General features: G+C 66.0%; 28 protein-coding genes, 2 tRNA genes and 1 other RNA gene. 16 read left to right on the top strand and 15 right to left on the bottom strand.

From position 1 onward, the window contains the following. The first annotated feature begins 122 nt into the window (after positions 1-122). On the top strand, positions 123-599 hold the full coding sequence (locus DWV11_RS09835) for an OsmC family protein (protein WP_115788705.1): 477 nt from the start codon (positions 123-125) through the stop codon (positions 597-599). Here DWV11_RS09835 and DWV11_RS09840 read toward each other — a convergent pair. After that, entirely contained in the window at positions 580-1569 is a 990-nt protein-coding gene (locus DWV11_RS09840) for an NAD-dependent epimerase/dehydratase family protein (RefSeq protein WP_115788706.1), read from the bottom strand. The genes DWV11_RS09835 and DWV11_RS09840 overlap by 20 nt on opposite strands. A gap of 103 nt (positions 1570-1672) precedes the next feature. Between DWV11_RS09840 and DWV11_RS09845 the strand changes: the two genes are divergently transcribed. Together DWV11_RS09845 and DWV11_RS09850 are read left to right on the top strand one after the other, a co-directional pair. Then, a complete protein-coding gene (locus tag DWV11_RS09845; protein WP_115788707.1) occupies positions 1673-2329 on the top strand; it encodes a mechanosensitive ion channel family protein in 657 nt (218 codons plus the stop codon). Beyond that, positions 2322-2822, top strand: a complete 501-nt coding sequence (locus DWV11_RS09850; RefSeq protein ID WP_425452057.1) for a globin — start codon at positions 2322-2324, stop codon at positions 2820-2822. The genes DWV11_RS09845 and DWV11_RS09850 overlap by 8 nt, the downstream gene beginning before the upstream one ends. 6 nt (positions 2823-2828) lie before the next feature. Here DWV11_RS09850 and DWV11_RS09855 read toward each other — a convergent pair whose 3' ends face one another. Then, on the bottom strand, positions 2829-3503 hold the full coding sequence (locus DWV11_RS09855) for a DUF8185 domain-containing protein (RefSeq protein WP_115788708.1): 675 nt from the start codon (positions 3501-3503) through the stop codon (positions 2829-2831). A gap of 316 nt (positions 3504-3819) precedes the next feature. On the opposite strand from DWV11_RS09855, the gene DWV11_RS09860 reads away from it, so the two are divergent. Then, positions 3820-4728 (top strand): acyl-CoA thioesterase, encoded by a 909-nt coding sequence (locus DWV11_RS09860; protein WP_115788709.1) that lies wholly within the window; start codon positions 3820-3822, stop codon positions 4726-4728. Positions 4729-4793: 65 nt separating this feature from the next. Here DWV11_RS09860 and ettA read toward each other — a convergent pair whose 3' ends face one another. From ettA to DWV11_RS09885, 5 genes are all read right to left on the bottom strand, one after another. After that, a complete protein-coding gene (gene ettA / locus DWV11_RS09865) occupies positions 4794-6476 on the bottom strand; it encodes an energy-dependent translational throttle protein EttA (RefSeq protein WP_115788710.1) in 1683 nt (560 codons plus the stop codon). A gap of 59 nt (positions 6477-6535) precedes the next feature. After that, positions 6536-6886 carry a DUF6993 domain-containing protein gene (locus DWV11_RS09870; protein WP_245953538.1) on the bottom strand — a complete coding sequence of 117 codons (351 nt, stop codon included), beginning with the start codon at positions 6884-6886 and terminating at the stop codon, positions 6536-6538. A gap of 309 nt (positions 6887-7195) precedes the next feature. Continuing rightward, entirely contained in the window at positions 7196-7771 is a 576-nt protein-coding gene (locus DWV11_RS09875) for a single-stranded DNA-binding protein (protein WP_115788711.1), read from the bottom strand. 217 nt (positions 7772-7988) lie between these two features. Next, a tRNA-Arg gene (locus DWV11_RS09880) sits at positions 7989-8061 on the bottom strand. Between the two features lie 104 nt (positions 8062-8165). Continuing rightward, positions 8166-8666, bottom strand: a complete 501-nt coding sequence (locus tag DWV11_RS09885; protein ID WP_115788712.1) for an SRPBCC family protein — start codon at positions 8664-8666, stop codon at positions 8166-8168. A 114-nt stretch (positions 8667-8780) separates the two neighbouring features. On the opposite strand from DWV11_RS09885, the gene DWV11_RS09890 reads away from it, so the two are divergent. Then, positions 8781-9386: a GNAT family N-acetyltransferase gene (locus tag DWV11_RS09890; RefSeq protein ID WP_115788713.1), complete on the top strand. Its 606-nt coding sequence runs from the start codon at positions 8781-8783 to the stop codon at positions 9384-9386. A gap of 26 nt (positions 9387-9412) precedes the next feature. Then, complete coding sequence (locus DWV11_RS09895) at positions 9413-10111, top strand: DNA alkylation repair protein (protein ID WP_115788714.1); 699 nt, start codon at positions 9413-9415, stop codon at positions 10109-10111. Here DWV11_RS09895 and mptB read toward each other — a convergent pair. Further along, positions 10104-11657: a polyprenol phosphomannose-dependent alpha 1,6 mannosyltransferase MptB gene (gene mptB, locus DWV11_RS09900; RefSeq protein WP_168404651.1), complete on the bottom strand. Its 1554-nt coding sequence runs from the start codon at positions 11655-11657 to the stop codon at positions 10104-10106. The two genes, DWV11_RS09895 and mptB, sit on opposite strands and share 8 nt — an antisense overlap. Positions 11658-11809: 152 nt before the next feature. Between mptB and orn the strand changes: the two genes are divergently transcribed. The 4 genes from orn to DWV11_RS09920 all read left to right on the top strand — a co-directional run bounded on the left by orn (position 11810) and on the right by DWV11_RS09920 (position 14177). Continuing rightward, entirely contained in the window at positions 11810-12436 is a 627-nt protein-coding gene (gene orn, locus DWV11_RS09905) for an oligoribonuclease (protein ID WP_115788715.1), read from the top strand. 129 nt (positions 12437-12565) lie between these two features. Beyond that, positions 12566-12638, top strand: a tRNA-His gene (locus tag DWV11_RS09910). A 105-nt stretch (positions 12639-12743) separates the two neighbouring features. After that, entirely contained in the window at positions 12744-13316 is a 573-nt protein-coding gene (gene def, locus DWV11_RS09915; RefSeq protein ID WP_115788716.1) for a peptide deformylase, read from the top strand. Positions 13317-13346: 30 nt separating this feature from the next. Then, positions 13347-14177: an acyltransferase domain-containing protein gene (locus DWV11_RS09920; protein ID WP_115788717.1), complete on the top strand. Its 831-nt coding sequence runs from the start codon at positions 13347-13349 to the stop codon at positions 14175-14177. Positions 14178-14257: 80 nt separating this feature from the next. Here DWV11_RS09920 and DWV11_RS09925 read toward each other — a convergent pair whose 3' ends face one another. The 3 genes from DWV11_RS09925 to DWV11_RS09935 all read right to left on the bottom strand — a co-directional run bounded on the left by DWV11_RS09925 (position 14258) and on the right by DWV11_RS09935 (position 16955). Then, positions 14258-15052, bottom strand: a complete 795-nt coding sequence (locus DWV11_RS09925) for an HNH endonuclease family protein (RefSeq protein ID WP_115788718.1) — start codon at positions 15050-15052, stop codon at positions 14258-14260. A gap of 126 nt (positions 15053-15178) precedes the next feature. Beyond that, the gene (locus tag DWV11_RS09930; protein WP_115788831.1) at positions 15179-15388 is read right to left on the bottom strand and encodes a hypothetical protein; all 210 of its coding nucleotides are present in this window, start codon (positions 15386-15388) and stop codon (positions 15179-15181) included. Between the two features lie 76 nt (positions 15389-15464). Then, positions 15465-16955, bottom strand: coding sequence for a glyceraldehyde-3-phosphate dehydrogenase (locus tag DWV11_RS09935; RefSeq protein WP_115788719.1), 1491 nt, complete (start codon positions 16953-16955; stop codon positions 15465-15467). Between the two features lie 348 nt (positions 16956-17303). On the opposite strand from DWV11_RS09935, the gene DWV11_RS20115 reads away from it, so the two are divergent. Both DWV11_RS20115 and DWV11_RS09945 read left to right on the top strand, forming a co-directional pair. Then, the gene (locus DWV11_RS20115; RefSeq protein ID WP_168404653.1) at positions 17304-18170 is read left to right on the top strand and encodes a DUF4231 domain-containing protein; all 867 of its coding nucleotides are present in this window, start codon (positions 17304-17306) and stop codon (positions 18168-18170) included. 75 nt (positions 18171-18245) lie between these two features. Then, entirely contained in the window at positions 18246-19493 is a 1248-nt protein-coding gene (locus tag DWV11_RS09945) for a TIR domain-containing protein (protein ID WP_115788721.1), read from the top strand. A gap of 55 nt (positions 19494-19548) precedes the next feature. Here DWV11_RS09945 and rnpB read toward each other — a convergent pair. After that, an RNA gene (rnpB, locus tag DWV11_RS09950) (RNase P RNA component class A) lies at positions 19549-19933 on the bottom strand. Positions 19934-19990: 57 nt separating this feature from the next. On the opposite strand from rnpB, the gene DWV11_RS09955 reads away from it, so the two are divergent. Continuing rightward, the gene (locus DWV11_RS09955) at positions 19991-20755 is read left to right on the top strand and encodes a YaaA family protein (RefSeq protein ID WP_168404655.1); all 765 of its coding nucleotides are present in this window, start codon (positions 19991-19993) and stop codon (positions 20753-20755) included. A gap of 16 nt (positions 20756-20771) precedes the next feature. On the opposite strand, the gene DWV11_RS09960 is transcribed toward DWV11_RS09955, so the two are convergent. Both DWV11_RS09960 and DWV11_RS09965 read right to left on the bottom strand, forming a co-directional pair. After that, positions 20772-21509 carry a zinc ribbon domain-containing protein gene (locus tag DWV11_RS09960; protein WP_115788833.1) on the bottom strand — a complete coding sequence of 246 codons (738 nt, stop codon included), beginning with the start codon at positions 21507-21509 and terminating at the stop codon, positions 20772-20774. A gap of 126 nt (positions 21510-21635) precedes the next feature. Then, positions 21636-22535 carry a Nif3-like dinuclear metal center hexameric protein gene (locus tag DWV11_RS09965; RefSeq protein WP_115788722.1) on the bottom strand — a complete coding sequence of 300 codons (900 nt, stop codon included), beginning with the start codon at positions 22533-22535 and terminating at the stop codon, positions 21636-21638. An 87-nt stretch (positions 22536-22622) separates the two neighbouring features. On the opposite strand from DWV11_RS09965, the gene msrA reads away from it, so the two are divergent. From msrA to epsC, 3 genes are all read left to right on the top strand, one after another. Then, positions 22623-23147, top strand: coding sequence for a peptide-methionine (S)-S-oxide reductase MsrA (gene msrA, locus DWV11_RS09970; RefSeq protein ID WP_115788723.1), 525 nt, complete (start codon positions 22623-22625; stop codon positions 23145-23147). Between the two features lie 66 nt (positions 23148-23213). Beyond that, positions 23214-24149: a cysteine synthase A gene (gene cysK / locus DWV11_RS09975; RefSeq protein WP_115788724.1), complete on the top strand. Its 936-nt coding sequence runs from the start codon at positions 23214-23216 to the stop codon at positions 24147-24149. Positions 24150-24178: 29 nt separating this feature from the next. Continuing rightward, positions 24179-24763 (top strand): serine O-acetyltransferase EpsC, encoded by a 585-nt coding sequence (gene epsC / locus DWV11_RS09980; RefSeq protein ID WP_115788725.1) that lies wholly within the window; start codon positions 24179-24181, stop codon positions 24761-24763. On the opposite strand, the gene DWV11_RS09985 is transcribed toward epsC, so the two are convergent. Further along, positions 24760-25593, bottom strand: a complete 834-nt coding sequence (locus DWV11_RS09985; RefSeq protein WP_115788726.1) for an oxidoreductase — start codon at positions 25591-25593, stop codon at positions 24760-24762. The genes epsC and DWV11_RS09985 overlap by 4 nt on opposite strands. Positions 25594-25698 lie beyond the last annotated feature (105 nt).

Consider the following 25698-nt stretch of genomic DNA (forward strand, 5'->3'; position numbering starts at 1 on the left):
CGGCGCCTGATTCCTGTCGCCGCGCCCCCGGATCTTCCTGCGGATCTTCCTGCGCCTCCCGCACCGCCCGCCCGGCGGGACGGGAGGCACAGCCGTCCAGGCGGCCGTTTAGACTGGGGCCCATGAGCCTGGATGAACACCGCTACGCCCTCACCGTCCGCTGGACCGGAAACCTCGGCGAGGGCACGGCGGGCTACCGGGCCTACTCCCGCGACCACGATGTCGAAATCCCCGGACTCCCCGTGCTCAAGGGCTCCTCGGATCCCACGTTCCGCGGCGACCCCGCCCGCTACAACCCGGAACAGCTGCTGCTCGCGGCGCTGTCGCAGTGCCACATGCTGTCCTTCCTGCACGTGGCCGTCATGAACGGTGTGGTGGTGACCGGGTACGTCGACAACGCCGAAGGGCTGATGCGGAGCAACCGGGACGGCAGCGGCCAGTTCGAAACCGTCACGCTCAAACCGCAGGTGACGGTCGCCAGCGAGGACCACCTGCCACTGATGGCCGAGCTCCACCACAAGGCGAACCAGCTCTGCTTCATCGCACGGAGCGTGAACTTCCCCGTGCTCCACGAACCGGTCACGCGGGCCGAAGGCTAGCCAGCAGTTCCTTCTCGCGTTCAGCCCGCAGGCCGGCCCTCCGCGTCCGGTGGAACCCCCTGGCCAGCTCGTCGGCAAGGGTGTCCCGCAGCGTTTCCTGCCACGAACGCAGTCTCAGCCCCTGGGCGACGGCGGCCGCATGTGACCGCGCCATAAAGCCCTCGTGTTCCGGGGGCAGCCACAGCGGCAGCGAATCCTCGCCCGACCACGGCTGCACACCCTGCGCCTCCAGCCAGCCGGCTTCGGCCAGGACGCTCCCGGGGACGGCGCCCGCCAGCTCCCGGCACACCTCAAGGTACTCACCAAAGGACACCACTTCGCCCACGGCGTTGAACGCGCCGGCCAGCCCGCCTTCGGCTGCCGACAGGATCCACGCGGCAAGGTCACGGACGTCGATGACCTGGACCGGGTCCCCGAGGATGTCCGGAACGAGAACCGGCCCGCCGCCGGAGGCAAAACGAGCCGGCCAGTAGCCGTAGCGGTCGCTGCCGTCCCCGGGTCCGGCGATGAGCCCGGCACGCACGATGTGTGCTTTCTCCCCCGCAGTTTCCAGGACAAGCTTTTCGATGGCCGACTTAGACTCCCCGTATGTCTCCGGGGCTGCCTCCTTCCCCGGCGCCAACGGCGGAAGCAGCGCCGCTGCCTCATCGGCGCCCGGCTGGTCGTGGCGGCGGTACACCGAGCAACTGGACACGAAGGTCCAGTGCCCGGTCCTGGCCGACAGCACGGCAAGCGCGGCGCGGGCATGGGCAGGATCGCGCGAGACGTCGACGACGGCGTCCCAGCCGCCGTCGAGCCCGCCATAGGCTTCGGTGCCTGCCGATCGGTCCGCGCGCACCCAGCGGACGCCCGGCGGCGGCTGCGCGACGGTGCCGCGGGCCAGGCACGTAACGTGATGTCCGGCGTCAAGGGCTTGGCGGGCGATTTCGGCCGACAGGAACGCCGTGCCGCCCAGGATCAGGATGCGCATGCCGCCACGCTACGGCGATAGGGTTGATGGCGGACAGAGTGTTCAGCGCCCGGCGAACAGCTTCCGGGCGTACCCGTCAGATTCTTGAGGAGCAGCCCTGCCAATGAACGCAAGCACCACCACGATCCAGGATGCAGCCGAGGAAGCCGCCAAGATCGATCTCGGGGCCATACTCCTGACCGTCGGAATCGGCGTGGTGATCTGGATCGTGCTGCGGTTCGTGATCCTGCGCATCACCAGGAGGGTCGCGGAGGGCAGCAGTTTCTTCCGCAACGCGCCCTTCAAATGGGTGCAGCCGGCGTTCCGGGCTTTGGACCATGAGCGGCGTTCGCAGCGGGCACACACCATCGGTTCGCTGCTGACCAGCCTGCTGAGCGTGGTTGTTGCGGTGATCGTGATCATCTATGTGCTCAAGTTCCTCAATGTGGACATCGCTCCGCTGCTGACCAGCGTGGGAATCCTCGGCGTGGTGATCGGTTTCGGCGCCCAGCAGCTCATCCGCGATTTCCTCGCAGGGATCTTCATTACCATCGAAGACCAGTACGGCATCGGCGACGTGATCGTCACTGCCGAAGTGGTTGGTACGGTTGAATCCGTGGGGCTGCGGATCACCCGGCTCCGCGCCGAAGACGGCGCCATCTGGTACCTGCGCAACGGTGAGATCCTGCGTGTGGGCAACCGCTCCCAGGGCGACTACGTCCCGGCCCACGACAAAGACACCGGCAGCGGCGGTTCCGCTGAGGAGAAGTCCAGTGAGTGACACGGCAAACGGGCAGCAGTCCCCCGGCATCCCGGTCAACGCAGCGCCCCCGGCCGGCGACCGGCCCCAGCTGATGCGCAACGACCCCTTCAGCCAGCCTGCCTATACGGACAGCTTCTATGACGCCGTGGGCGGGCATGAGACGTTCGTGAAGCTGATCGACGTCTTCTACGACGGCGTGGCAGGTGATCCGCTGCTGCGCCCGATGTACCCGGAAGAGGATCTCGGCCCCGCGAAGCGGCGGTTCCTGATGTTCCTGGAGCAGTATTGGGGCGGCCCGACGACGTACAGCCAGGAACGCGGGCACCCGCGCCTGCGGATGCGGCACATGCCGTTCCGGGTGACACCGGAAGCGAAGGACCGGTGGCTGTTCCACATGCGCGCAGCCGTGGACTCGCTCCAGCTCCCGGCCCTGTACGAAGGTACGTTGTGGGACTACATGGAGCGGGCCGCGCTCACCATGGTGAACAGCCCCTCCCCGGCGCAGCCCTAAGGCCTGCTAGGCGACGTTGAGTCCGAGGCCGGCGCCGGTGCGGACAAGGATGTGGCCGCGACTTCCGCTGAGCCGGTACCAGCGCCCGTTGCGGAAGAGCCGGTGCATGCCCTCCCCCAGGAAACCGAGGGCGAACGCCCCGAAGGCCGCGCCGGCGGGCACTCCCTCGCGGCCCGGCATGTCGCGGCCCCACACGGACGCCCGTGCGGCGGCCACCATGTGCGCTCCGGCCTGGTCGGGAACGACCCCGGCCACCTCCGCGATGCCGGCCTCGGCGACTGACTTCAGTTCGGCGTCGGACACTTCACCCAGCGGTTCCCAGCCGCCCCGGGGCGCGCCGACTCCCGCCCAGGATTCCGAAACGGTCGACGGCGGCAGCGGCAGCTCGACGTCGTCCGCACCCGAACGCGCCAGCCGGTCCAATACTGAAGCGAGTGTGACCGTCACGTCGGCTTGCGCTTCCTCGGCGAGGGCGCTCGTGCGCAGCCCGAGGATGGTGGGGGTCGCATCGCCGAGCGCCCGCGGGCGGAGGACGCAGACATAGGCCGCGAGGACGGTGCCAGCGGCCTGGAGGCGGACGGCGCCGTCGTCGATGCTCTTGGCACGAGTGACGTAGGTGCGCAGGTCCGCCAGATCGCGGGGATCGGCGAAGCGGAGGGAACTGGTCATTACATCAGCCACAGCATCGACTCTACCGGCATGTCCGTCGCCGAGCGGCCTTGTGTCAGTTTGACCGGATTCGGGAGCCGTGGGTGGGCCCACACCGGCGAGGGACCCGGATCGTGCGAAGCGGGATTAGGGAGCCGTGGGTGGGCCCACACCGGCGAGGGACCCGGATCGTGCGAAGCGGGATTCGGGAGCCGTGGGTGGGCCCACACCGGCGAGGGACCCGGATCGTGCGAAGCGGGATTCGGGAGCCGTGGGTGGGCCCACGCCGGCGAGGGACCCGGATCGTGCGAAGCGGGATTCGGGAGCCGGTGGGGACTAGAGTCGAACCATGACTGACGCGCACCCCGGCCTGGTCGACCAGGCTGTCCCCGAGGACCCCACCGCCACCCTCATCGAACTGCTTTCGCTGGCTGATTTCGACGGCGCCCGGACCGACGAGGACATATTCCTCGGCCCCTCGCAGAAGCAGCCCCGGCACCGGGTGTTCGGCGGGCAGGTCCTGGCACAATCGCTCATCGCCGGGATGCGGACAGTCGACGATGACCGGGTGGTCCACTCGATGCACGGGTACTTCCTGCGCCCTGGCGACGCCAACCAGCCGATAACCTTCGGGGTGCAGCGCCTCCGGGACGGCCGTTCCTTCTCGGCGCGCCGGGTGCACGCGTACCAGAACGGCCAGCCGATCCTGTCCATGATCGCGTCGTTCCAGACGGACGCCGAGGGCGTTGAACACCAGTCGACCATGCCCGAGGGCATCCCTGACCCCGAAAGCCTGCCAAGCACGGCGGACCTGCTGCGGAAGTACGACCACCCGTTGGCCCGCCACATGTCCTTCGAACGGCCCTTCGACGTGCGGCATGTCGACTCCGCCCTGTATGTCGAGGCTCCCAAGGAGCAGGTGGCCAGGAACGCCGTCTGGATGAAAACCCTCGGACCCATGCCCGAGGACCCGGACTTCCACCGGGCCGCCCTTGCCTACGCGAGCGACTACACGATCCTCGAACCCATCCTGCGGCGCAACGGGCTGAGCTGGATGACTCCCGGCATGAGCGTGGCGAGCCTGGACCACGCCATGTGGTGGCACCGGCCCGTCCGCGTGGACGAATGGCTGCTCTACGTCCAGGAGTCGCCCAGCGCCCAGGGTGCGCGCGGCCTGTCAACCGGGAAGATCTTCAGCCGTGACGGTGTACACGTGGCCACCGTGGCGCAGGAGGGTATGCTCCGGCTTCCGGAGTAGCCGCCGGCCCAGGAACGACGGAAGGCCGGCCCCAGCGGGGCCGGCCTTCCGTGTTTTTGGCGGTGTTAGTCGCGGGTCAGCTTGCGGTGCGTGACCCGGTGCGGCTTGGCTGCGTCGGGTCCGAGCCGTTCGACCTTGTTCTCCTCGTAGGCCTCGAAGTTGCCTTCAAACCAGTACCACTTGGAGGGGTTCTCGTCGTCGCCCTCGTAGGCGAGGATGTGGGTCGCCACGCGGTCCAGGAACCAACGGTCGTGGGAGACCACCACGGCGCAGCCCGGGAAGTCGAGCAGCGCGTTTTCCAGGCTGCTCAGGGTTTCGACGTCGAGGTCGTTGGTCGGTTCGTCGAGGAGCAGCAGGTTGCCGCCCTGCTTGAGGGTCAGCGCAAGATTCAGGCGGTTGCGCTCACCGCCGGAGAGCACTCCAGCCTTCTTCTGCTGGTCCGGCCCCTTGAACCCGAACGCCGAAACGTAGGCACGGGACGGCATTTCCACCTGGCCGACCTGGATGTGGTCCAAGCCGTCGGACACGACCTCCCACAGGGTCTTGTTGGGGTCGATGCCACCACGGGACTGGTCCACGTAGGAGATCTTGACGGATTCGCCGATCTTCAGGTTGCCGCCGTCCAATGGTTCGATGCCGACGATCGTCTTGAAGAGGGTGGACTTACCCACGCCGTTGGGGCCGATGACGCCCACAATGCCGTTGCGTGGCAGGGAGAAGGACAGGTCCTCGATCAGGACGCGGTCCTCGAAGCCCTTCTTGAGGTCGGTAGCTTCGATGACGAGGCTGCCCAGGCGCGGTCCCGGCGGGATCTGGATTTCCTCGAAGTCGAGCTTCCTGGTGCGCTCGGCCTCGGCCGCCATCTCCTCGTAGCGTGCCAGACGTGCCTTGGACTTGGTCTGGCGGCCCTTGGCGTTCGAGCGGACCCACTCGAGTTCCTCGCTCAGGCGCTTGGCCTGCTTGGCGTCCTTCTTACCCTGGATTTCCAGGCGGGCGCGCTTCTTTTCCAGGTAGGTGGAGTAGTTGCCTTCGTACGGGTACAGCCGGCCGCGGTCCACTTCACAGATCCATTCCGCGACGTGGTCGAGGAAGTACCGGTCGTGGGTGATTGCGAGGACGGCGCCCGGGTAGCTGGAGAGGTGCTGTTCGAGCCAGAGCACGCTTTCGGCGTCGAGGTGGTTGGTCGGTTCGTCGAGCAGGAGCAGGTCCGGCTTCTGGAGCAGCAGCTTGCAGAGGGCCACGCGGCGGCGCTCACCACCGGAGAGCACAGTGACGTCCGCGTCGCCCGGCGGGCAGCGCAGCGCGTCCATGGCCTGTTCCAACTGGGAGTCGATGTCCCATGCGTCGGCAGCGTCGATGGCTTCCTGGAGCTTGCCCATCTCGTCGAGCAGGGTGTCGTAGTCCGCGTCCGGGTTGGCCATCTCTTCAGAGATTTCGTTGAAGCGCTGGATCTTGCCGTAGATCTCGCCGACACCTTCCTGAACATTGCCCAGGACTGTCTTTTCCTCGTTCAGGGGCGGCTCCTGCAGGAGGATGCCCACGGAGTAGCCGGGGCTGAGACGGGCCTCGCCGTTCGACGGGGTGTCGAGCCCGGCCATGATCTTCAGGATTGTGGACTTACCGGCACCGTTCGGGCCGACAACGCCGATCTTCGCACCGGGGAAGAACGACATACTGACATCGTCCAGGATAAGTTTGTCGCCAACAGCCTTGCGGGCCTTGGTCATCGTGTAAATGAATTCCGCCATGCCCTTAAATCTAATGGGTGGCAAGGCAGATCTCACATTCGGAACGAAGCGCAGCAGGCTTAGCGGGCGTCTCCCACGAAGCATCTGCCGTCGCCGAGCAGAGGCAATACGGTGACTGAGATGCGGCCGTCGCGGACTTCACCGACGACGCATTCGGCGCCTGAGCTGATAGCGGCTTCAACGGCGTCCACGTCCAGGCCCGTGGGCGTCCTGCTCACGGACACCTCCACTGCATTGGACGCGACGCCCGCAGCAAGCAGCCGGGACCGCAGTACTTCCTGCCCCGGAGTGGGGCCGGCGTCCCGCAACACGGCCTCCATGATCCGCACCAGCCGGTCCGTCCCGGGCGCGCCGGCTCCCGACGACGGAGCCGCCTTCCCGGGATTGCCGGCCACAGCGGTGCCGGTCACAGGGGCGGCGTTCGCCGGGGTACCGCTTCCAGTCCCTTCGCCAGCCCCGGCGGCCGGGCCCGGGCCGGGCTCCGAGCAGGCTGACACCGCAAGGAACACCATCGCGTAGAGCAATGTCCCGGAGAGCATGGCCCCGGGACATAACGCGGCTGCGTGTCGCGCCGCCCCGGCACGACGCCGTCCTGCGTTGGCGCTTGGATGTGCCCCCCAGTGCTTCACCCGGCTATTCTGCCATGCAGTCCGGCCGCCTCCCGGACGCATCAGCCGGCGCCGGGAAGGCTGACAGGACGGTAGCGGCTTGGGGCCGCATCACGCCGAGGTGTCCAAGAGTTCCCCCGTCTCGGTGTCCACCAGGGCGGGATCGCCGCTGTCGTCCTGCTCGAGGATCTCCAGCCGGGAAGCGGGGTCACCACCGTTGCCCTCTTCGTCATCCGGAAGGGGCGCTTCGTTGTCGCCGCTGCCCTCCGGCCACAGCGCATCGGACGCCGGGGCCTGACCGGTTTGTGCCGATGCCGGCTGGGCGGAACTGCTGGCCATCCGGGTGAAATTCGCGGAACCCCACATGAGGTCATGGCCCACGGACTCGGCATCGATTTCGGCCACGTGGTAGATCCGGCCGTCGCGCTCCCACTGGCGGAGCCTGAGTTTGCCGAGGACAATAACGCGCTGGCCCTTCTTGATGCTGCACCCGACATGCCCCGCGAGGTGCCGGAAGCTCTGGACGGTGAACCAGTTGGTGTTTCCGTCGATCCATACGTTGTTGGCGCGGTCGAAGCGCCGCTCGGTGGACCCGATCCGGAAGGAGGCGGTGGCAATACCGCCGGGCGTGGTGGAACTCTTGACCTCCGAGGCAACGAAGCCGCGGACAGTAATGATGTCGTTCATGATGCGTCCTAACGTGGTTGGCTTGCCTGTCCGGCCTTCCCAGCATCACGCCGCTGCAGTGGCGCCGGCAGACCACACTGCCCGTATGTGGATACCCCGCCGAAAATCGGACTGTGGAGGAGCAGTGCCAAGCCCGGACCGGGCCGACGCACGCAAACAAGAAACACCCCCGGTCCGAAGACCAGGGGTGTCAAGGATGTCCCGCTACATCACAAAGCGCCCCGGGAGGGAATCGAACCCCCGACCAAGAGATTAGAAGGCTCCTGCTCTATCCTCTGAGCTACCGAGGCGGGCGCCTGCCGGTCCATTCCGGCGGCGACACCACGAGTTTACCCTGCACACGGGCACCGGTTGCCCCGCAGGCGCGGAGGGTTGCGGGAACGGTGTCGCCGGCCTAGGAAAAGACCAGCGGCTCGCCGGTTTCCAGCAGCGTCTTGAGGCTTGCCATCACTCCCGGCCACCCATCGGTGACGCCGGCCAGGACGGTGCTGCCCTCTTCGAACCCCGAATGGATCACGGTGAGCTTGACCATGTCCTTGAGGGGTTCAATCTCGAAGGCCACGCTGGAACGCCCTTCGGCGGCCATCGCTGCAAGCTCATCGTCCGGAGCACCCACCGCCGCCCCGAATTCCGGGGTGATCGTGTGCCAGGTGAACGCGAGCCTGCGGGGTTCGTCCGCAGCCAGGACAACCTGCTCGGGATCCGCAATCGTCACACCCGCCACTTCCCAGGTGATTGCGGAGCCCTTCTTCCATTCCGATCTGAGGGCCACGCCCCAGTAGCGCTCCGTGAAGGACGGGTCGGTCAGAGCCTGCCACAGCTGCTCCGGTGTGGCCTTGATGTAGGTGGCGTAGACGAATTGCGGGCCCTTCGTAGCCGGATCATTCGTGGTCATGGTGCTTGGCTCCAATGCTGTCTTTCCGTGATGGCTTTGATCGGAGCATCCGTTGTCGCACCGGGCAAGTCAAGGGGCTGCCACCGCCCGGAACCCCGGGTTAGACTCCGTGCCATGGAGCAGAACTCCGCGGAAATCCTGACCCGCCCCGCGCGATGGGCCGAGGTAGACGAACTGTTCAGCGGCAAGGGCGAACCGGGCCGCTGCTGGTGCCGATGGTTTTCGATTCCCGGCAAAGCCTGGAACGAAACTCCCGCCGAAGGCCTTCGCGAGCAATTGAAGTCAGCGTTCGACACCGGCCCGGAGCCAGGCGTCATCGCCGTCAAGGGCGGCGTCCCGGTGGGTTGGTGTGCCGTCGAACCCAGGCACTGCTACCCCCGCATCGAGCGATCGCAGATCCTGCGATCGGCCGGCGCGGCGGCCGCCGACGGCGACGGCGTCTGGTCGGTGAGCTGTTTCGTCGTCGCTCCCGCTCACCGGCGCGGAGGCATCGCAAGCGATTTGCTGGCCGCCGCCGTCGGACACGCCTTCGCGCACGGCGCCCGGATCATCGAAGGCTATCCGGTGGATCCGGCCCTGCGGCCCAAAGCCGGGTCGGCCGACCTCTACCACGGGACGGTTTCCGTGTTCGCCCGCGCGGGGTTCGAGGCGATCCCCACCTCGGTGCCGGGACGGGCCGTCATGCGGCTGCGTCGCCCGGATGCGGCAGAGTCCGCATAATATCCGCCGAAGCCTAAAGTGGTGCCATGCATGGGCAGGAACTCATCGCGGGCATCAGGGCATCGCTCAAGGCCGCAGGCGATCCGGAACGCGCCCGCTCGGTGCAGGCGTACATGAAGTCGGAGATGCCGTCGCTTGGCGTGCCTGTTCCAGAAGTCCGCAGGATCGTCAAGGCCGCCGCGAAGGCGTCGCCGTTCACTTCAGGGGCTGAGCTGCGCGACACGGTGCTCCGGTTGTGGCGCGAAGCCGGCGCACGCGAGGAGCGCTATGCGGCGATCGATCTCACTGCGGCGCGGCTCGTTGCCACCGACCTGCAAATGGTCCCGGTGTACGAGGAGTTCATCCGCAGCGGCGCCTGGTGGGACCTGGTGGACGGTGTCTCGCCGCGGATCCGGGAGCTGCTGCTTGCGCATCCGGACGGGATGGCTGAGCTGATGCTGCGCTGGGCGGCCGACGGCGACATGTGGGTCCGGCGCGCCGCGATCACTTCCCAGGTGGGAGCCAAAGCCCGGACCAACAGGACGCTGCTGGCCGCGGTGATCCTGCCCAACCTGGCAGACAGGGAGTTCTTCATCCGGAAGGCGATCGGCTGGGCCTTGCGCGAATACAGCAAGAGCGATCCCGAGTGGGTGGCGGGGTTCGTTGCCGAACACAAGGAACGACTGAGCACCCTGTCCTACCGTGAAGCCGTGCGCCGCCTGCCGGCGGTCAGCGGCGCTAAATGACGGTGTTGCTGAGCGGCTGGTCCCGGCGGCTGAAGAGATGCTTCGTACGGGGGTCGAGGAAGATCAAGTAGAGGGCGAACAGCAGGGCGATGATCGCGGCCGCGTTCCGGGCGAGCACCAACGCCAGGCCAACGTCACCGCTTTGCAGGTACGGGAAAACCTCCAGCTGGTCGGAGATCGCATAGACCATGAAGAAGGAGACCACGAAGTACAGGGTCTTCACCTGCCAGTCGTTCCGGATGCCGGTCACCGCAAACAGCGGAATCAACCACACGACATACCAGGACTGGATCATGGGTGCCAACAGTACGATCGCTGCGAACGCAAGGGTCAGGCGGCGCATGACCCGGTCATGACTGCCGCGGAAGACCTGCCAGGCGACGATTCCCACTGCAAGGACCTTGCCGGCGTCGTACACCCATTTCGCAAGTCCCCAGCCGTCCAGGCCGAACACGTTCACGATCGAGGCGACGATCAGGCCGAGCAGGCCGACCGGGGCGTACCAGATCCACACGCTGCCCGGGGCCGACAGCCCCTTGATCCAGCCGAAGCCGAAGCCGTTGACGGCGCCCAGGGCGTAGAGGAGCGCGAGCGACAGGCCGGCCGTGAGCGCCCAGAAGAGGAACTTGCGCGGCCAGCTGGCGCCCTTGCCGGCCCACAGGAGTCCGATGAAGGGCAGGAAAACCACAGTGATCGGCTTGACCGATATCGAGAGAGTGACCAGTACGATGCCCAGGACCACGCGGCGGGTTGCGCAGTAGTAGAGCCCGGCAAGGGCAAGGCCGATCATGAGGGCGTCGTTGTGGACGCTGGCGATGAAGTTGGTGAGGAAGAGCGGATTCGCGGCGGAAAGCCACAACGCCCGGTGCGGATTGACGCCGTGCAATCCGGCGAGTTTGGGAACATAGATGACGCACAACACGATTCCCAGGGCGGCCGCAACCCGGAAGAGCATGATGCTGGCTTCGGGCTGCACATTGGTCACCCACACCACGAACTGCTCTATCCAGAGGAACAGCTGGCCATAGGGTACCGGGGCTTCGGTCCACATTTTGTCCGCGCCCAGCTGGAAGTAGTTCGGCAGGGCCGAGATGCCGTTCTCGTACGGGTTGATGCCTTCGACCATCAACCTCCCTTGGCCGATGTAGGCGTACACATCGCGACTGAAGAGCGGGACGGTGAACATCATCGGCAGGCCCCAGGCGACAATCGCCTGGAGTGTCGCCTTGCGGGCTTCCTGACCCCAAACCCGCACGCGCTGGCCCAGTCGGAGCCACGCACGCACCAGCAGCATTCCACCGACTGAAAGCAACACGATGGACAGCGCAACGCCTGCGGCCTCCGTGCGCATCCAGATGAACAGCGGCAAGCGCCGGAGCTCAGACACGGGAGCGAGCCACCCCACACCCAGGGACCCGATAACCAGGAACATCGATCCGATGAAGCCGGCAATCAAGGGTGAACGGGGATTGTCCACTTCCGCCGGCGTTTCGGAGGCCGCCGGCGTCCCGTCGTCCTTGCTGGCGGCAGGTACAGGCGCCGTCATTGTCAGAATTATCCAATCGTTTGCCGAACAGGTTCCGGACACACCTGGCGGGCAGTCCATGCAGTGAAAAAGCAAGGCCGAAACAAGCCTCTGCCGTGCTCGAAATCGTATCACCGGAGCGGCATCGGGCCGCTGAACTGTAGGCTGGGCGGGTGCCTATTACTAATGAACGCATCGTCTGGATCGACTGCGAAATGACCGGACTGGATCTCGAAAAGGACGCCCTGATCGAAGTCGCCGCCCTGGTCACCGACTCAGAGCTGAATATCCTGGGCGAGGGCGTGGACGTTGTCATCAAACCTGACGACGCAGCGCTTGAACAGATGAACGACTTTGTCCGGGACATGCATACCCGTTCCAAGCTCCTGGACGAACTGCCCCACGGCAAGACCATGGCGGAAGCCGAAGCACTCATCCTCGAGTACATCGAGACATGGGTTCCGGACCCAAAGAAGGCCCCGCTGGGCGGCAACTCGGTCGGCACGGACCGCACGTTCCTCGTCCGGGACATGCCCAACGTCATCGAGCACCTCCACTACCGGGTGATCGATGTCAGCACCATCAAGGAGCTCTCACGCCGCTGGTTCCCGCGGGCCTACTTCCAGGCGCCCGCCAAGCATGGCGGCCACCGCGCGCTGGGCGACATCAAGGATTCGATCGACGAGCTGCGCTACTACCGCGAAGCAGTCTTCGTCCCCGCCCCCGGCCCGGACACGGCCACGGCACTGAAGGTCTCCAAGCGCATTTCTGGAAGCGTCGAAGACAGCACCGTAGTGTGATCTGCGTTACCTTTCCCGGAATTTTCTCCGAAACGGCAAAAAGTGGCGCTCCGGCCACGAAACTCGAGGTATAGTTTTTGTCGTTGCCTTCGCAGGTGGCGGGTCATTCCGCTGCTCACAAGGCACATGGTGGGCGTAGCTCAGTTGGCAGAGCGCCTGGTTGTGGTCCAGGAGGTCGCGGGTTCAACCCCCGTCGCTCACCCGCATAAGGCTGGTAGTTGGTACCGGTCAGCCAAAGGCCGCACTGGTTTTCCAGTGCGGCCTTTGTTTTTCCCCGCTATCGTCACCCAGCAAGGAACCAGCCGCCATGACCGTCCTGCCCATCACCATCTGGGGCGAGCCCGTATTGCACCGCCGGGCCAGCGAGGTTGAAGTCTTCGACGACGAGTTGCGGACTCTGATCGCGGACATGATCGAAACCAACGACGCGGCGAACGGCGTTGGCCTTGCCGCACCCCAGGTGGGCGTCGGCAAGCGGATCTTCATCTTCAAGTACCCCAATGATGACGACGCGCCCGACGAAGGTGTCGTGGTCAATCCGGTACTGACCTTGTCCAAGGTGTCCGGCGCCCTGCCGGATCCGGACGAACACATCGAGGGCTGCCTTTCCTTCCCTGGTGAGAGCTACCCGCTGCAGCGCGCCGAGTGGGCCCGGGTACAGGGCTTCGACGGCGATGGGAACCCCATTGACTTCGTGGCCACCGGCTGGTTCGCCCGGGTCATGCAGCACGAATTCGATCACCTCGACGGGAAGCTCTATGTCAACCGGCTCGTGGACCGCTATTCCAAAAAGGCGATGAAGCAGGCCAAGAAACATGGCTGGGGCGTCCCGGGCCTGACCTGGATGCCGGGTGTCGACCCGGATCCCTTCGGGCACTGAGCCCTGTCATCGAGCGATCGGACCTTGGCCGTGGACACGACAACACTGTTTGATCTCCTGGACATCCGGGACGATGACGCACGCGGATGCGCGGCACTCCTCTCCACGCCACCAGGCCCAGCGGTCGTTTCGGCCGTGTCCGCGCTGGAAGCACGGCTAGGGACGTTCCCTTCGGGGACGGCCTCCGCTGACGGCTGCACCGAGCACGACTGGATCGAAGCGCTCCTGCGCTTCGCCCCCGTGGCCGCTTCGTACCATGCCTCGCTGGGCATCCCTGCCGGGGTTTCGGCAGCGATCCTGGCCGACGTCGGGTTGAACCTGCGGATCAACCGCCGCGTCCACGGGAACTTCGGTCTGGACACCTGGGCTTGGCTCACGCTGCACATGGCCGGAAACATGTTCCGGCTCGGCCGCCTGCAGTACCATCTGGTGCGCAGCAGTGGCGGGAGGTCACCGGTACCCGAAGGAGAGTGGCTCGTCGGTGTCCACATTCCCGAGGACGGCGGCCTCTCCCCCGCCGTCGTCGACGAGAGCCTGGCCCAGGCGCGCCGCTTCTTCGACGGCCATTTCCCGGACAAGCCGGTCCGGCTGGCCACCTGCGATTCCTGGATGCTGGACCCGTACCTGGCAGCGCGGCTCCCGGAGAGCAACATTGCTTCCTTTGCCCGCCGCTTCACCGTGGACCGGTGCTCGGACGCTGCCAGCGACGCCGTCTACTTCACGTTCCGCACCAGGGACATGGCGAACCTGACCGGGCTGCCCAGGGATACCTCGCTGCAGCGGGTGGTGCTTGAACGTATCGACGACGGCGGCACCTGGCAGCTCGGGCACGGTCACCTCGAACTCCCGGCAGGACCCTGACCGACACCCCATCTTTGCGCTGGGCGTGACGGGCCGGGGCCTGCGACCCGGGCCGGGACCTCGCCGTCAGGGCCTCGCCGTCAGGGCCGGATGGTCTGCTGCCCCGGGCACGCGGCGAGCACGCGCTTCATGGCATCCTTTTCGGCGGCGGTGACCCAAAGCCGGTAGGCCACCTTGACCGAGATCTGGCGGGCAACGTAATGGCAGCGGAAGTTCTTGTTCGCCGGAAGCCAGGTGGCGGCGTCACCGGCTCCCTTCTTCACGTTGGCGGGACCGTCGACGGCTATCAGGTTCAACGGATCGTTGGCAAAAGTGCTCCGCTGCTTCGGTGTGAGCTGCTTGGCGCCCTTCTGCCACGCGTCGCCCAACGCCACCACGTGGTCGATCTGGACGGCCTTGCTGCTTTCGGGGCCGCGCCGGAATTCAATCGTTCTTCCGATGTACGGCTCGGCGAGGCCACCGCCGGCCACCTTGCATTTGGAACCGTCGCTGAACCGCACCGAGCTCAGGTCCCGCCGGAGAATGTCGTTTCGGGTATCGCAGCCATTGTGGTCGACGTCCAGCCAGGCCTGGCCAAATTGCGAGCGGTCATAGTCGTCCTTGCCTGCACGGCCTTTGACGGGAAGGGCCTCAAGTGCGTCCGCGGCCGCACCACGCGGAACGGGGGCCACCGATGCGACAGGCCTCATCCAGTTGTAGTCCACCACGGGCGCCGCGGCGGGCCCGCCACCCGGACCTTCCGCCATGGCGAACTGACCGTTGCCGAAGAACCATGCAACTCCGCCTACGGCGGCTGCCACGACGAAGGCCAGCACGGCCCAAGCTTGGCGGGATCGGCGTCGGGCACGCCGGAAGGCGGTCCAGGTGGTACTCAAGGGGAGGTCCTTTCACTGTGGATTCAATCCCTTTGAGCCTAGGCCAGGCGGCAGACAATATTGGGGCCATCCACAGTGTGGAGGAGGACACACACGCCGCCGGGTCCACGAAAGCAAAAAAGGGAGCTATTGCTCCCGGGCGACCCGTTTGAGGTCCTCGTCGGCCAGTGCCAACAATGATTCGAGCTGCGCCACGCGCTCCGCGGTGACATCTCCAGCAGCGTGCGCGGCGCGGGCGCTTTCAAGCAGCCTCTTGGCTTCCTTCTGGTTTGCCCGGGCAACGTCAAGTGCGTGCTCAAGCGTGGTGTCGTGGTCCAGGATCTCTTCGCGTTCCATGGGGTCCATTTTGCTCAGCTTTCCCGGCCGATTCCAGAGAACCGGCCGGGAAAGCCGAAGCTTCCTGAAAACAGGATCAGACAGTGACCGCTTCCAAAGCAGGCTTGGCCGCAGCGGGTACTTCCTGAGCCGGGAAGAACGGCGGGTTCACACCGGCCATTTCCTCCATGACACGGACCACCTGGCAGCTGTAGCCGAATTCGTTGTCGTACCAGACGTAGACCACGAGGTTCTTGTCGTTGGCGATGGTGGCCAGGCCGTCGACGATGCCTGCCCGGCGGGAGCCGACGAAGTCCGTGGAGACAACCTCGGGCGAATCGATGTAGTCGATCTGCTTGCGCAGCGAGGAATGCAGGGACATCTCGCGCAGGTAGTTGTTGACCTCATCCTTGGTGGTGCCCGTCTCAAGGTTGAGGTTCAGGATGGCCATGGAGACATCCGGGGTGGGAACGCGAATGGCATTGCCGGTCAGTTTGCCCTGCAGTTCCGGAAGGGCCTTGGCCACTGCCTTCGCCGCACCGGTTTCGGTGATGACCATGTTCAGCGCCGCCGAACGTCCACGGCGGTCACCCTTGTGGAAGTTGTCGATCAGGTTCTGGTCATTGGTGAAGGAGTGCACGGTTTCGACGTGTCCGTGGATGACACCGAACTTGTCGTTGAGGGCCTTCAGGACCGGGGTGATGGCGTTGGTGGTGCAGGACGCGGCGGTGACGATCGTGTCGCTGTCCTGGATGTCACGGTGGTTGATGCCATGGACGATGTTCTTCAGATCGCCCTTGCCCGGTGCCGTGAGGAGCACGCGGGCGACGCCCTTGCTCTGCAGGTGCTGGGACAGGCCTTCAGCGTCGCGCCAGCGGCCGGTGTTGTCCACCACCAGGGCGTTCTTGATGCCGTAGGCGGTGTAGTCAACCGTGGAGGGGTTGTCCGAGTAGATGACCTGGATCTGCACGCCGTTGGCGGTGATGGTGTTGGCTTCCTCGTCCACGCGGATGGTGCCTTCGAAGGAGCCGTGCACCGAGTCGCGGCGCAACAGGCTTGCGCGCTTGGCGAGATCGTTCTCGGCACCCTTGCGGACCACGATGGCGCGCAGGCGCAGCCCGTGTCCGCCGCCCGCCTTTTCGATAAGGAGGCGGGCGAGCAGGCGGCCGATGCGGCCGAAGCCATAGAGGACGACGTCGGTGCTGGTGCGGTCGTCGGCCCCGCGGCGGCCCACGATCTCAGCCAGTTCCTCACGGAGGAAACCCTCCAAGGAGGTTCCCGGGGCCTGGGCCTTGAACTTCTCGTTGAGCAGGGCGATGTCGACGGCGGCTGCGCCGAGTTCGAGTCCGGCGAGGGCATCGAGCAGCGGTGCGGTTTCTTCCAGCGGGAGCTCTGCGTTGCTCATCCGGCGGGCGAAGCGGTGCGCCTTCAGGATGTTCATGGAGGACTTGTTGATGAGGCTGCGTCCGTGAATGCTGGTCACCACATTGTTTTCACGGTACAAACGGCCGATGACCGGGATCATGGCTTCGGCGAGCGCCTCGCGGCCCATCCACGAATCAAGACAAGAATCAGACGACTGGGTCACAGAACTACCTTCCTAGGGTCAACCGCGCACGTCCTCGTGCGCAGATGGCGGCCGCCCGGAGTAATCCTGCGGCACCGGCATCACTGGGGCTTCGGTCCGCCCCGGATACCACGAACGATCGCAAAGAAAAACCGCCGGCTGCGAACGCAGTACCAGCGGGGAACCTCAACGTTCACCATCCATTCTAGGGTCTGGGACGCACGCACCGGTGTGCCCGGAACAGTGAAATCACTCACACAGGCCGGACGAGACCCCGGCCGGGACTCTGGCCGCCGCCCGCAGCGGGTCCTACAATCCAATCATCGGTTGCCGGTGCGCCGGTCCCGCGGGGCGAACGGAAGTACTGTCGTGAGTGAAGTCCTCGAGCTGCCGGGTTACTTCAAGGATGCCGACTCTGCGTCGTTGAAGGGCCAGCGGAAGTACTTGTTCCTGAACCGCCTGCGCCTGGGCAGCACCATTGCCGGCGCGGCGGGTGGCGCCGTCCCCTTGGCTGTTGGAAACTTTGGCTTGTCGTCGCTGGTGGTGCTCGCAGCTTTCCTGTTGGCCCTCATCTGCGAACTCATCCTCTCCTATGTCCAGCCGGAGCGCGATTGGTACTCGGGGCGGGCACTCGCCGAATCCATGAAAACGATGGCCTGGCGCTACTCGGTCCACGGCGCACCGTTCGGGACCGACCTCAGTGACGCGGAAGCGCGCAGGATCCTGCGGGACCGGGCCGAGCAACTGACCCAGAAGGGCGGCGACCGGGTAGCCATAGCCACGGACAGCCCGCTGGTCACCGAATCGATGACCGCCTTGCGGCACCGCAGTTTCGAGGAGCGGAAGGCTGCCTACCTCAGGCAGCGCACGCTTGCCCAGCGCCAGTGGTACGCAGCCAAGGCCGCCGCGAACAAGCGCCGGGCCGAGGTGTGGCGGTCGGTGCTGGTCTCGGCCGAGATCCTTGCCGTGGCACTGGCCACCTTGAAGTTCGCAGGAGTCGCGGAGATCGACCTGGGCGGCGTCCTGGGCTCCGTCATCGGTGCCAGCGCGGCATGGCTGGCCCTCAAGCAGCACGCCCAACTGGCGGCCGCATACAGCCTGACTAGCCGTGAACTCGCTTTGCAGGAGTCGCTGCTGCAGGATGCCGACGAGGCGTCCTGGGGAACCGCCGTCGCCGACGCCGAGGACGCCATCAGCCGCGAGCACACCATGTGGCTTGCTTCCCGCGGGGGCTAGCAACGCTCACTCAGGACGCGTATCCTTGATTTCACTAATCATTGTATTTATTCGTTCAGGCGAGACCAGGATCCCATGAGCGGAACAGCAGCTTCACCATCGCCTGGCCGCTCCGGCAGGCGCGTTTTCATCTCCTACGCCCGGGAAGACCAGGACGCACTCAACGACATCCGGGCAGGCATTTCGGCCCTGCACCATGAGGCGTGGGTGGACAGCAACCTGGACGGCGGCCAGGCGTGGTGGGACGTCATCCTTGAGCAGATCCGCTCGTGCGACGCGATGATCCTGGTTCTGTCCCCCAGCCTGATCGACTCCGAGGCGGCAACCCGTGAGCGGGACTATGCACGCAGGCTCCGCAAGCCGTTGATACCGCTCGTCGTCAAGCCCGTTCGCTCAGACTTGCTGCCGCCGGACATCGCGACGCTGCAGTTCATCGACTACACCAACCGGACTCCCCTCACCGGCGCCCAGCTCGCCAATGCACTCTTCTCCGTTCCCACCGACGCCGCGCTGCCCGAGCCGCTCCCGGACCCGCCGGCCGTTCCCGTGTCCTATCTGGGCGACCTGGCCGCTGTCCTGCGGCGGGAGGTCCTCAGCGCCGATGAGCAGTTCTCCATTCTGGCGAAGCTCAGGGCATCCCTTGAACGCCCACGCGAACACGACGCCGCCGCGGAACTCCTGGGGGTGCTGGAGGGACGCCGCGACCTCCTCCACCAGGTGGCCAAAGATATCGAGCGGGTTCGGCAGGACGACACCCTCCGGTCGCGCAGCAGCGAGCCGGCGACCGCCGCCGCAGATTCCGAGCCGGCCCCGACGCCCCGGAAGGCCCCTGAAGCCCGGAAGACGCCCGAGCCGATCCTCGCGGCCGGGGGCCACTCTCCGACGTCACAAGCAGCACCCGCAACAGCGCAGAATCTTCCACAGGCCAACCGGCCGGCCGAACCGTTCGTGGGGAATCCGCAGCCGTTAAATCCCGGAGGCTTTCCGCAGACGCGGGCGAATCCTGCGTACGCGGGTGCGCCACTGCCGCCGCAGCAACAGGGCTTCCGCCAGCCGCCGCAGGATTTCCGGTTCGTGCAGCAACCCGCGCCCCCGCAACGATTGGCCCTGTCCATCATCGCCCTGGTGCTGTGCATACCGCTCGGAGCGGTGGCACTCTACTTTTCGACCCAGGTCCCGGGGCGCTGGAACACAGGAAACCAGGCAGGCGCGATCGACGCTTCGAAGAAGGCCCAGCTATGGGGCTGGATCGGCATCGGGGTCGGCGGCCTCTTCTGGTTCGTATCCTTCGCGAACGCACTGCAGACCAGCTACTACTACTAGCCGGACCGGCGGCCGCGCGTCCAACATTGCGCGTGGGTAGGCATCCAGGATGCGTGGGACGGGGCAGCCGATACGCCGGGTTCTGTCATTCCAGGCCGTTGCCGGCCGGGAAGAGGCGACCATCCATCTACGAACGCCGTTGCCGGCGCCCTCCAGCGGCCTACCCGGACACTCGGGCGGGCAGCCCTCGAACGTGTCCTGTCTGGCCTTGCTCCGGGTGGGGTTTACCTAGCCTTCCCGGTCACCCGGGAAGCTGGTGGTCTCTTACACCACCGTTTCACCCTTACCTGCGTTCCGTGCAAACACACGGAAGCGGCGGTCTGTTTTCTGTGGCACTGGCCTGCGGGTTACCCCGAGTGGGCGTTACCCACCACCCTGCCCTGTGGAGCCCGGACGTTCCTCGAGCCACTTGCGTGGCGCGCGGCCGCCTGGCTGCCCCGTCCGCAGTACAGTCTACCGGCGCCGGAACGGGCTCAGGACCCCGGTACTATCGACGGGTGCTGATTCTCCTCCCACCCTCCGAAGGCAAGACTCCCGCGGCCAAAGGCCCCGCCGTCGACTGGGAGGCGCTGAGCTTTCCCGGGCTCAACAGCTACCGGGCCAAAGTGCTCGACGCCCTGGGCCTGGTCAGCGCGCACGAGGACGCCCTCGCCCTGCTGGGTGTCGGCGCGTCTCTGAAGGACGACGTCGAGCGCAACACCCGGCTGCACGACGAACCGGCGGCCCCGGCGTACGAACTGTATTCGGGTGTCCTGTACGACGCGCTTGGATACAAGTCGCTTACTCCTGCGCAGCGCCGCAAGGCCGCCGAGTCGGTTCTGGTGATCTCCGCCCTCTGGGGCGCGCTCGGTTTCGGCGACCGGGTGCCCGCCTACCGGCTGTCCATGGGAACCGCACTGCCCGACGTCGGACGGCTGGCTTCCTTCTGGAAACCGCAACTCACGGAGGCTCTGGCCGGGAAGGTGGAAGGCGAGCTGATGGTGGACTGCCGCTCCAGCACCTATGCGGCGGCCTGGACTCCGCCACCGGCGCAGACAGTCACGGTGAACGTCTTCACCGAGGCCAACGGCAAGCGCACCGTGGTCAGCCACTTCGCCAAGCACACGCGCGGGGAACTGGCACGCCACCTGCTCACCCGGCGGGGCAAGGCTCCGGCAACGCCCGAACAACTGCTCAAGGCGACACAGGAAAGCTGGAGCGCCGAGCTCGTGGAGGGCACCGCGCGCAAGGCACACGCCCTGAACATCATCCTGCAGGGTTAGCGGCGGCCCCGTCCCGTTAGTTCCATTCCGCGGAGCGGACCAGGATGCAGCCGGAGTCGGGACAGAAGACGATGTCGTCCTCGGCGGCCGCCCTGACCTCGGCGAGGTCGCCGGGGCTCAGAGTCATTCCCGAGCCTTCGGACCTGCCGTGGAACAGGCGGGCCGCACCGACGCCGCGCTTGGCCAGCGTCTTCTCATAGATATCGAGAGCGCCGGCATCAACACCGGCGGCGAAGGCGTTCCGTTCGGCGCGGACAGCGTCTTCTTCGGCGGCCACCTCAGCGATCGCAGCGTCCAGTTCGGCCCGGATGCCGGCAAAGGAACCCTGGATGTCATCGACGATCTGCTGCTGGGCGGCCTGCTTTTCGCGAAGCCCGTCCAGGCGTTCGAGGATCTCCAGTTCGACGTCCTCCAGGTCGGAGCGGCGCCGGTTCAGGGAGGCGATATCGCTTTGGAGTGCCACGAGGTCCTTGGAGAGGCCGGTGCCGCTGTTGAGCCTGGCCTCGTCCCGTTCAATGCGGCCTGCGACCTGCTCCACATCGGCTTCGGCGCGGCGCAGTTCAGCTTCGGCGTCATGCACCGCGAGCTTCGCGGTGCCGAGTTCGCCGTTCGCCACGGCCAGGGCATCCTGGAGGTCGGTGATGCGGGGATCGTTTTCGAGGATGCTGCGACGCTTGGCAAGGCCCTTGAGTTTGGCGTCCAGTGCCTGCAGGTCGAGCAACTTCATCTGTTCCGCCGGGGCTGCCTTGGCCACGTCCACCTCCGCTTGGTTGTGCCGCATCCCTTCGGGATCCGGCCGGGCCTGGTGCCCGTTCTTCACCCGACTCTAGCGCCAATCCCGGCTGCCGCGCCTGCCATCCCCTCTACTGGGGTGCCGGGCTTAGCCGGGAGTGAGGATGAAGTCCCAGGGGTCGCTGTTGGTGCTGGCCACGCGGATCTCGACGTCGTACCCCTGGTCGCTTAGCACGTTGCCGAGGGCTTCGGCGGCGGCCGGGAGCCACAACCATTCGCTGGCGAAATGCGAGACGTCGATCAGGTAGGGGCGGCCGTTGACGGCGGACTCCCGCGCTTCCGACGCCGGGTGGTGGCGCAGGTCGGCCGTCACGTAGACATCCGCCTGGCTGGCGCGGACGGCGTCGAACAAGCTGTCACCGGCGCCGCCGCAGACGGCGACCCTGCGGATGAGGGCGTCCCGCTCCCCCGAAACCCTCACCCCGCCGGCAACGGCCGGGAGGATCTCGAACACGCGGGCGGCGAAATCGCCCAGGGTCATCAGTTCAGGGAGCTCCCCCACGCGGCCGATCCCTTCCTCGGGCAGGCCCTGCGCCGCCGGTGCCAGCGGAACCACGTTGTCCAGTCCGAAGGCGTCGGCGAGCACATCGGAAACGCCCCCGACGGCGGAGTCGCCGTTCGTGTGCACCGTCAGCAGCGCAGTGCCGGTCTCGATCAGCCGGTGGACGGCCAGGCCTTTGGCCGTGGTGGCGGCGACGGAGTTAACCCCCTTGAGCAGCAGGGGATGGTGGGTGACCAGCAGCTGCGCACCCCAGGCGATGGCTTCCTCGATGGTTTCCAGGGTGGGGTCCACCGCCAGCATCACCTTGCCCACCGGGGCCTCGGGGCGCCCGGCCACAAGGCCCACCTCGTCCCAGTTCTCGGCCAGGGACTCCGGCCAGAGCTCCTCGACTGCCAGCAGCAGTTCGCCGAGGCTCGGAGTCTCCGGGCCGCCGTCGGATTCCTTGTCCGCAACGTCTCCTGCAACAGCGGTGTTCACAGCTTCCATGGGCAATATTCTTGCGCATCCTGCGCCGTCACACTTCCGTAAGGCTCCTGCGGGAATCTTCCGCGGCCCCCGGCCATTGAACAGGGCATGAAAACTTTCGTACTTGGCGGCGGCTGCTTTTGGTGCCTGGATGCCGTCTACCAGAAAACCCAGGGCGTCTCATCGGTGGTTTCGGGATACGCGGGTGGACACGTCCGGAACCCCGGCTACTACGAGGTCTGTTCCGGGACCACGGGCCATGCCGAAGTGGTGGCAGTGACCTTCGACGAAAACGTCATTCCCGAGGAAATCATCCTGGATATGTTCTTTGCGCTGCATGACCCGACAACCCTGAACCGCCAGGGATACGACGTCGGCACCCAGTACCGTTCGGTCATGTTCTACGAGACGCAGGAGGAAAAGGACCTCTTCGAGAAGGCGATCGCACGGAACCAGCCGCTGTGGTCCAAGGAAATCGTCACGGAGGTCAGCCGGCTTCCCGAGTTCCATGAAGCCGAGGCGATCCACCAGAACTACTACGCCAAGTTCCCCGAACAGGGCTACTGCCAGGTGATCATTAATCCGAAGCTCGCCAAAGCCCGGAAATATTACTCTTCGTGGCTCCGTGCGTAGCAGGGCCCCGTAACGCTGGTTAGGCTGGCCACAGCATTTCCCTCTTCAGAGAACAGGCATGAATACATGGCACGGATCTACGACGACGTCACCCAGCTGATCGGCGGAACCCCACTGGTCCGCCTCAACCGGCTCAGCAAGGACCTCGAAGCCACGGTGGCGGTGAAGCTGGAGTTCTACAACCCCGCCAACAGCGTCAAGGACCGCATCGGTGTAGCCATCATCGACGCCGCTGAGAAGTCCGGTGCCCTGAAGCCCGGTGGAACGATCGTCGAGGGCACCTCCGGCAACACCGGCATCGCCTTGGCCCTCGTCGGTGCGGCCCGCGGATACAAGGTCATCCTGACCATGCCCGAGACCATGTCCACCGAACGTCGCGTCATGCTGCGTGCCTACGGCGCAGAAATCGTGCTGACCCCGGGCTCCGAGGGCATGCGCGGTGCTGTGGAAAAGGCCCAGGAAATCGTAGCCAACACCGAGAACTCCATCTGGGCCCAGCAGTTCGCCAACGAGGCCAACCCGGAAATCCACCGCAACACCACCGCCGAGGAGATCTGGGCGGACACCGACGGCAAGATCGACATCTTCGTGGGCGGCGTCGGCACCGGCGGCACCATCACCGGCGTCGGCCAGGTCCTGAAGGAACGCAAGCCGGAAGTCCAGATCGTGGCCGTCGAGCCCAAGGACTCCCCCATCCTGAACGGCGGCACCCCCGGCCCGCACAAGATCCAAGGCCTGGGCGCCAACTTCATCCCGGAGGTGCTGGACACCAACGTGTACGACGAGGTCCTTGACGCCTCCCTCGAAGACGCCGTCGCCACCGCACGCTCGCTTGGCACCCAGGAAGGCATCCTCGGCGGCATCTCCGCCGGCGCCGCCGTCTGGGGTGCCTTGGAGCTGGCCAAGCGCCCGGAGAACAAGGGCAAACTGATCGTCGCGATTGTTCCCGACTTCGGCGAGCGTTACATCTCCACCGTGCTCTTTGACGACATCCGCGGCTGATTCACCACCCTTCCTGTAGAAAGGTCTTTGTGAGCTTTTTCGCAAGACTCAAGGAAGACCTCGAGGCCGCCCGGTCACACGACCCGGCGGCCCGAGGCTCTTTCGAGAACTTTTTTGCATACTCCGGACTGCATGCCATCTGGGCACACCGGCTGACGCACAAGCTGTGGCAGAACCCGTCCACCCGGTTCCCTGCCCGGTTGATTTCGCAGCTTGCGCGTTTCCTGACGGGCATCGAGATCCATCCCGGTGCCACCATCGGGCGCAGGTTCTTCATCGACCACGGCATGGGCGTCGTCATCGGGGAAACCGCGGAGATCGGCGAAGACGTCATGATCTACCACGGTGTCACGCTCGGCGGGCGCTCCCTCGCGAAGGTCAAACGTCACCCCACCATCGGTGACCGTGTAACCATCGGCGCAGGCGCGAAGGTGCTGGGCCCCATCACGATCGGCGCCGACAGCGCAGTAGGCGCGAACGCCGTCGTCGTGAAGGACGCACCACCGGAGTCGATCATCACAGGCATCCCGGCAACCTGGCGGCACCGCGATGCCAAATCCGAAACCAAGCCCGCGGTGGATCCGGCCGAGTACTACATCGAGTACCGGATCTAGGCCGGAAACCTGCCGTAGATGCCCCTTAGCAGGGCATCGAAGGCGCGGTCCGGCAGGACCCGCCTGAGCGCCAGAATCGAACCCGCTCCCCGGCCCGCCGGGTAGCGGGTTTTCGGTTTTCCGGACCGTGCCGCGCGGAGGATCGCGCGGGCGGCGGCCCGCGGCGAGGAAGCCAGCCCCGAGCCCTCCGTGCTCGCCAACGCGGCAGCCATCATGCGGGCCTGCCCGGCATAGGGCCCCTGCCCGGAAGCAGCCAGGAGGTGCTCCCCTGCAATCCGGCCCCATTCCGACGCCGTTCCGGAGGGCTGGATGATCGACACCGAGATGCCGTGCGGCGCGAGTTCGAGGCGAAGGGAATCGCTCAGTCCCTCGACGGCGAACTTCGTGGCGTGGTACCAGGAACCGAGGGGCTCGTAGATCCGGCCGCCGATCGAGGAGACGTTGATGATCCTGCCCGTCCCGGCCTGCCGCATGCCCGGCACGACCAGTTGGGTCATCCGCGCCATGCCGAAGAGGTTGACTTCGAATTGCCGCCGGCCTTCGTCCAGCGGGACCTCCTCGAGCGAGCCGTAGGAGCCGTAGCCGGCATTGTTGACCAGGATGTCCACGCGGCCGTGCGCGTCTTCCACTTCCGAGACTGCGTCCGCCATGGAGGCATCGTCCGTGACATCGAGGGCGAGGACCCGGATTCCATGCGTTTTGAGTGGTTCCATTTTGCCGGTGCGGCGCGCGCCTGCGTAGACCATGAAACCGTTCCGGGCCAGGAGGACAGCGGCCTCGTAGCCGATTCCCGTGGATGCTCCTGTCACGAACGCGGTTCCTGGCACCATGGAAGCTCCTCGACTCGGGCCGCGGACCGGCCTGTGGCGGCAACTGGCGGCACGGCAAAGGCCGGCCCTCCCCAGTATCGGGGAACGGCCGGCCTTTGTCAGGAG

It is taken from the genome of Arthrobacter silvisoli, from assembly GCF_003369445.1.
In the GTDB taxonomy this organism is placed as follows: Bacteria; Actinomycetota; Actinomycetes; order Actinomycetales; family Micrococcaceae; genus Arthrobacter; species Arthrobacter silvisoli.

Coding starts and splice junctions, on each gene's coding strand:
- DWV11_RS09845 (WP_115788707.1), top strand. CDS start 1,673: ATGAACGCAAGCACCACCACGATCCAGGATGCAGCCGAGGAAGCCGCC.
- cysK (WP_115788724.1), top strand. CDS start 23,214: ATGGCACGGATCTACGACGACGTCACCCAGCTGATCGGCGGAACCCCA.
- DWV11_RS09840 (WP_115788706.1), bottom strand. CDS start 1,569: ATGCGCATCCTGATCCTGGGCGGCACGGCGTTCCTGTCGGCCGAAATC.
- DWV11_RS09835 (WP_115788705.1), top strand. CDS start 123: ATGAGCCTGGATGAACACCGCTACGCCCTCACCGTCCGCTGGACCGGA.
- DWV11_RS09875 (WP_115788711.1), bottom strand. CDS start 7,771: ATGAACGACATCATTACTGTCCGCGGCTTCGTTGCCTCGGAGGTCAAG.
- DWV11_RS09890 (WP_115788713.1), top strand. CDS start 8,781: ATGGAGCAGAACTCCGCGGAAATCCTGACCCGCCCCGCGCGATGGGCC.
- DWV11_RS09985 (WP_115788726.1), bottom strand. CDS start 25,593: ATGGTGCCAGGAACCGCGTTCGTGACAGGAGCATCCACGGGAATCGGC.
- msrA (WP_115788723.1), top strand. CDS start 22,623: ATGAAAACTTTCGTACTTGGCGGCGGCTGCTTTTGGTGCCTGGATGCC.
- def (WP_115788716.1), top strand. CDS start 12,744: ATGACCGTCCTGCCCATCACCATCTGGGGCGAGCCCGTATTGCACCGC.
- DWV11_RS09885 (WP_115788712.1), bottom strand. CDS start 8,666: ATGACCACGAATGATCCGGCTACGAAGGGCCCGCAATTCGTCTACGCC.
- DWV11_RS09930 (WP_115788831.1), bottom strand. CDS start 15,388: ATGGAACGCGAAGAGATCCTGGACCACGACACCACGCTTGAGCACGCA.
- DWV11_RS09895 (WP_115788714.1), top strand. CDS start 9,413: ATGCATGGGCAGGAACTCATCGCGGGCATCAGGGCATCGCTCAAGGCC.
- mptB (WP_168404651.1), bottom strand. CDS start 11,657: ATGACGGCGCCTGTACCTGCCGCCAGCAAGGACGACGGGACGCCGGCG.
- ettA (WP_115788710.1), bottom strand. CDS start 6,476: ATGGCGGAATTCATTTACACGATGACCAAGGCCCGCAAGGCTGTTGGC.
- DWV11_RS09860 (WP_115788709.1), top strand. CDS start 3,820: ATGACTGACGCGCACCCCGGCCTGGTCGACCAGGCTGTCCCCGAGGAC.
- DWV11_RS09945 (WP_115788721.1), top strand. CDS start 18,246: ATGAGCGGAACAGCAGCTTCACCATCGCCTGGCCGCTCCGGCAGGCGC.
- DWV11_RS09965 (WP_115788722.1), bottom strand. CDS start 22,535: ATGGAAGCTGTGAACACCGCTGTTGCAGGAGACGTTGCGGACAAGGAA.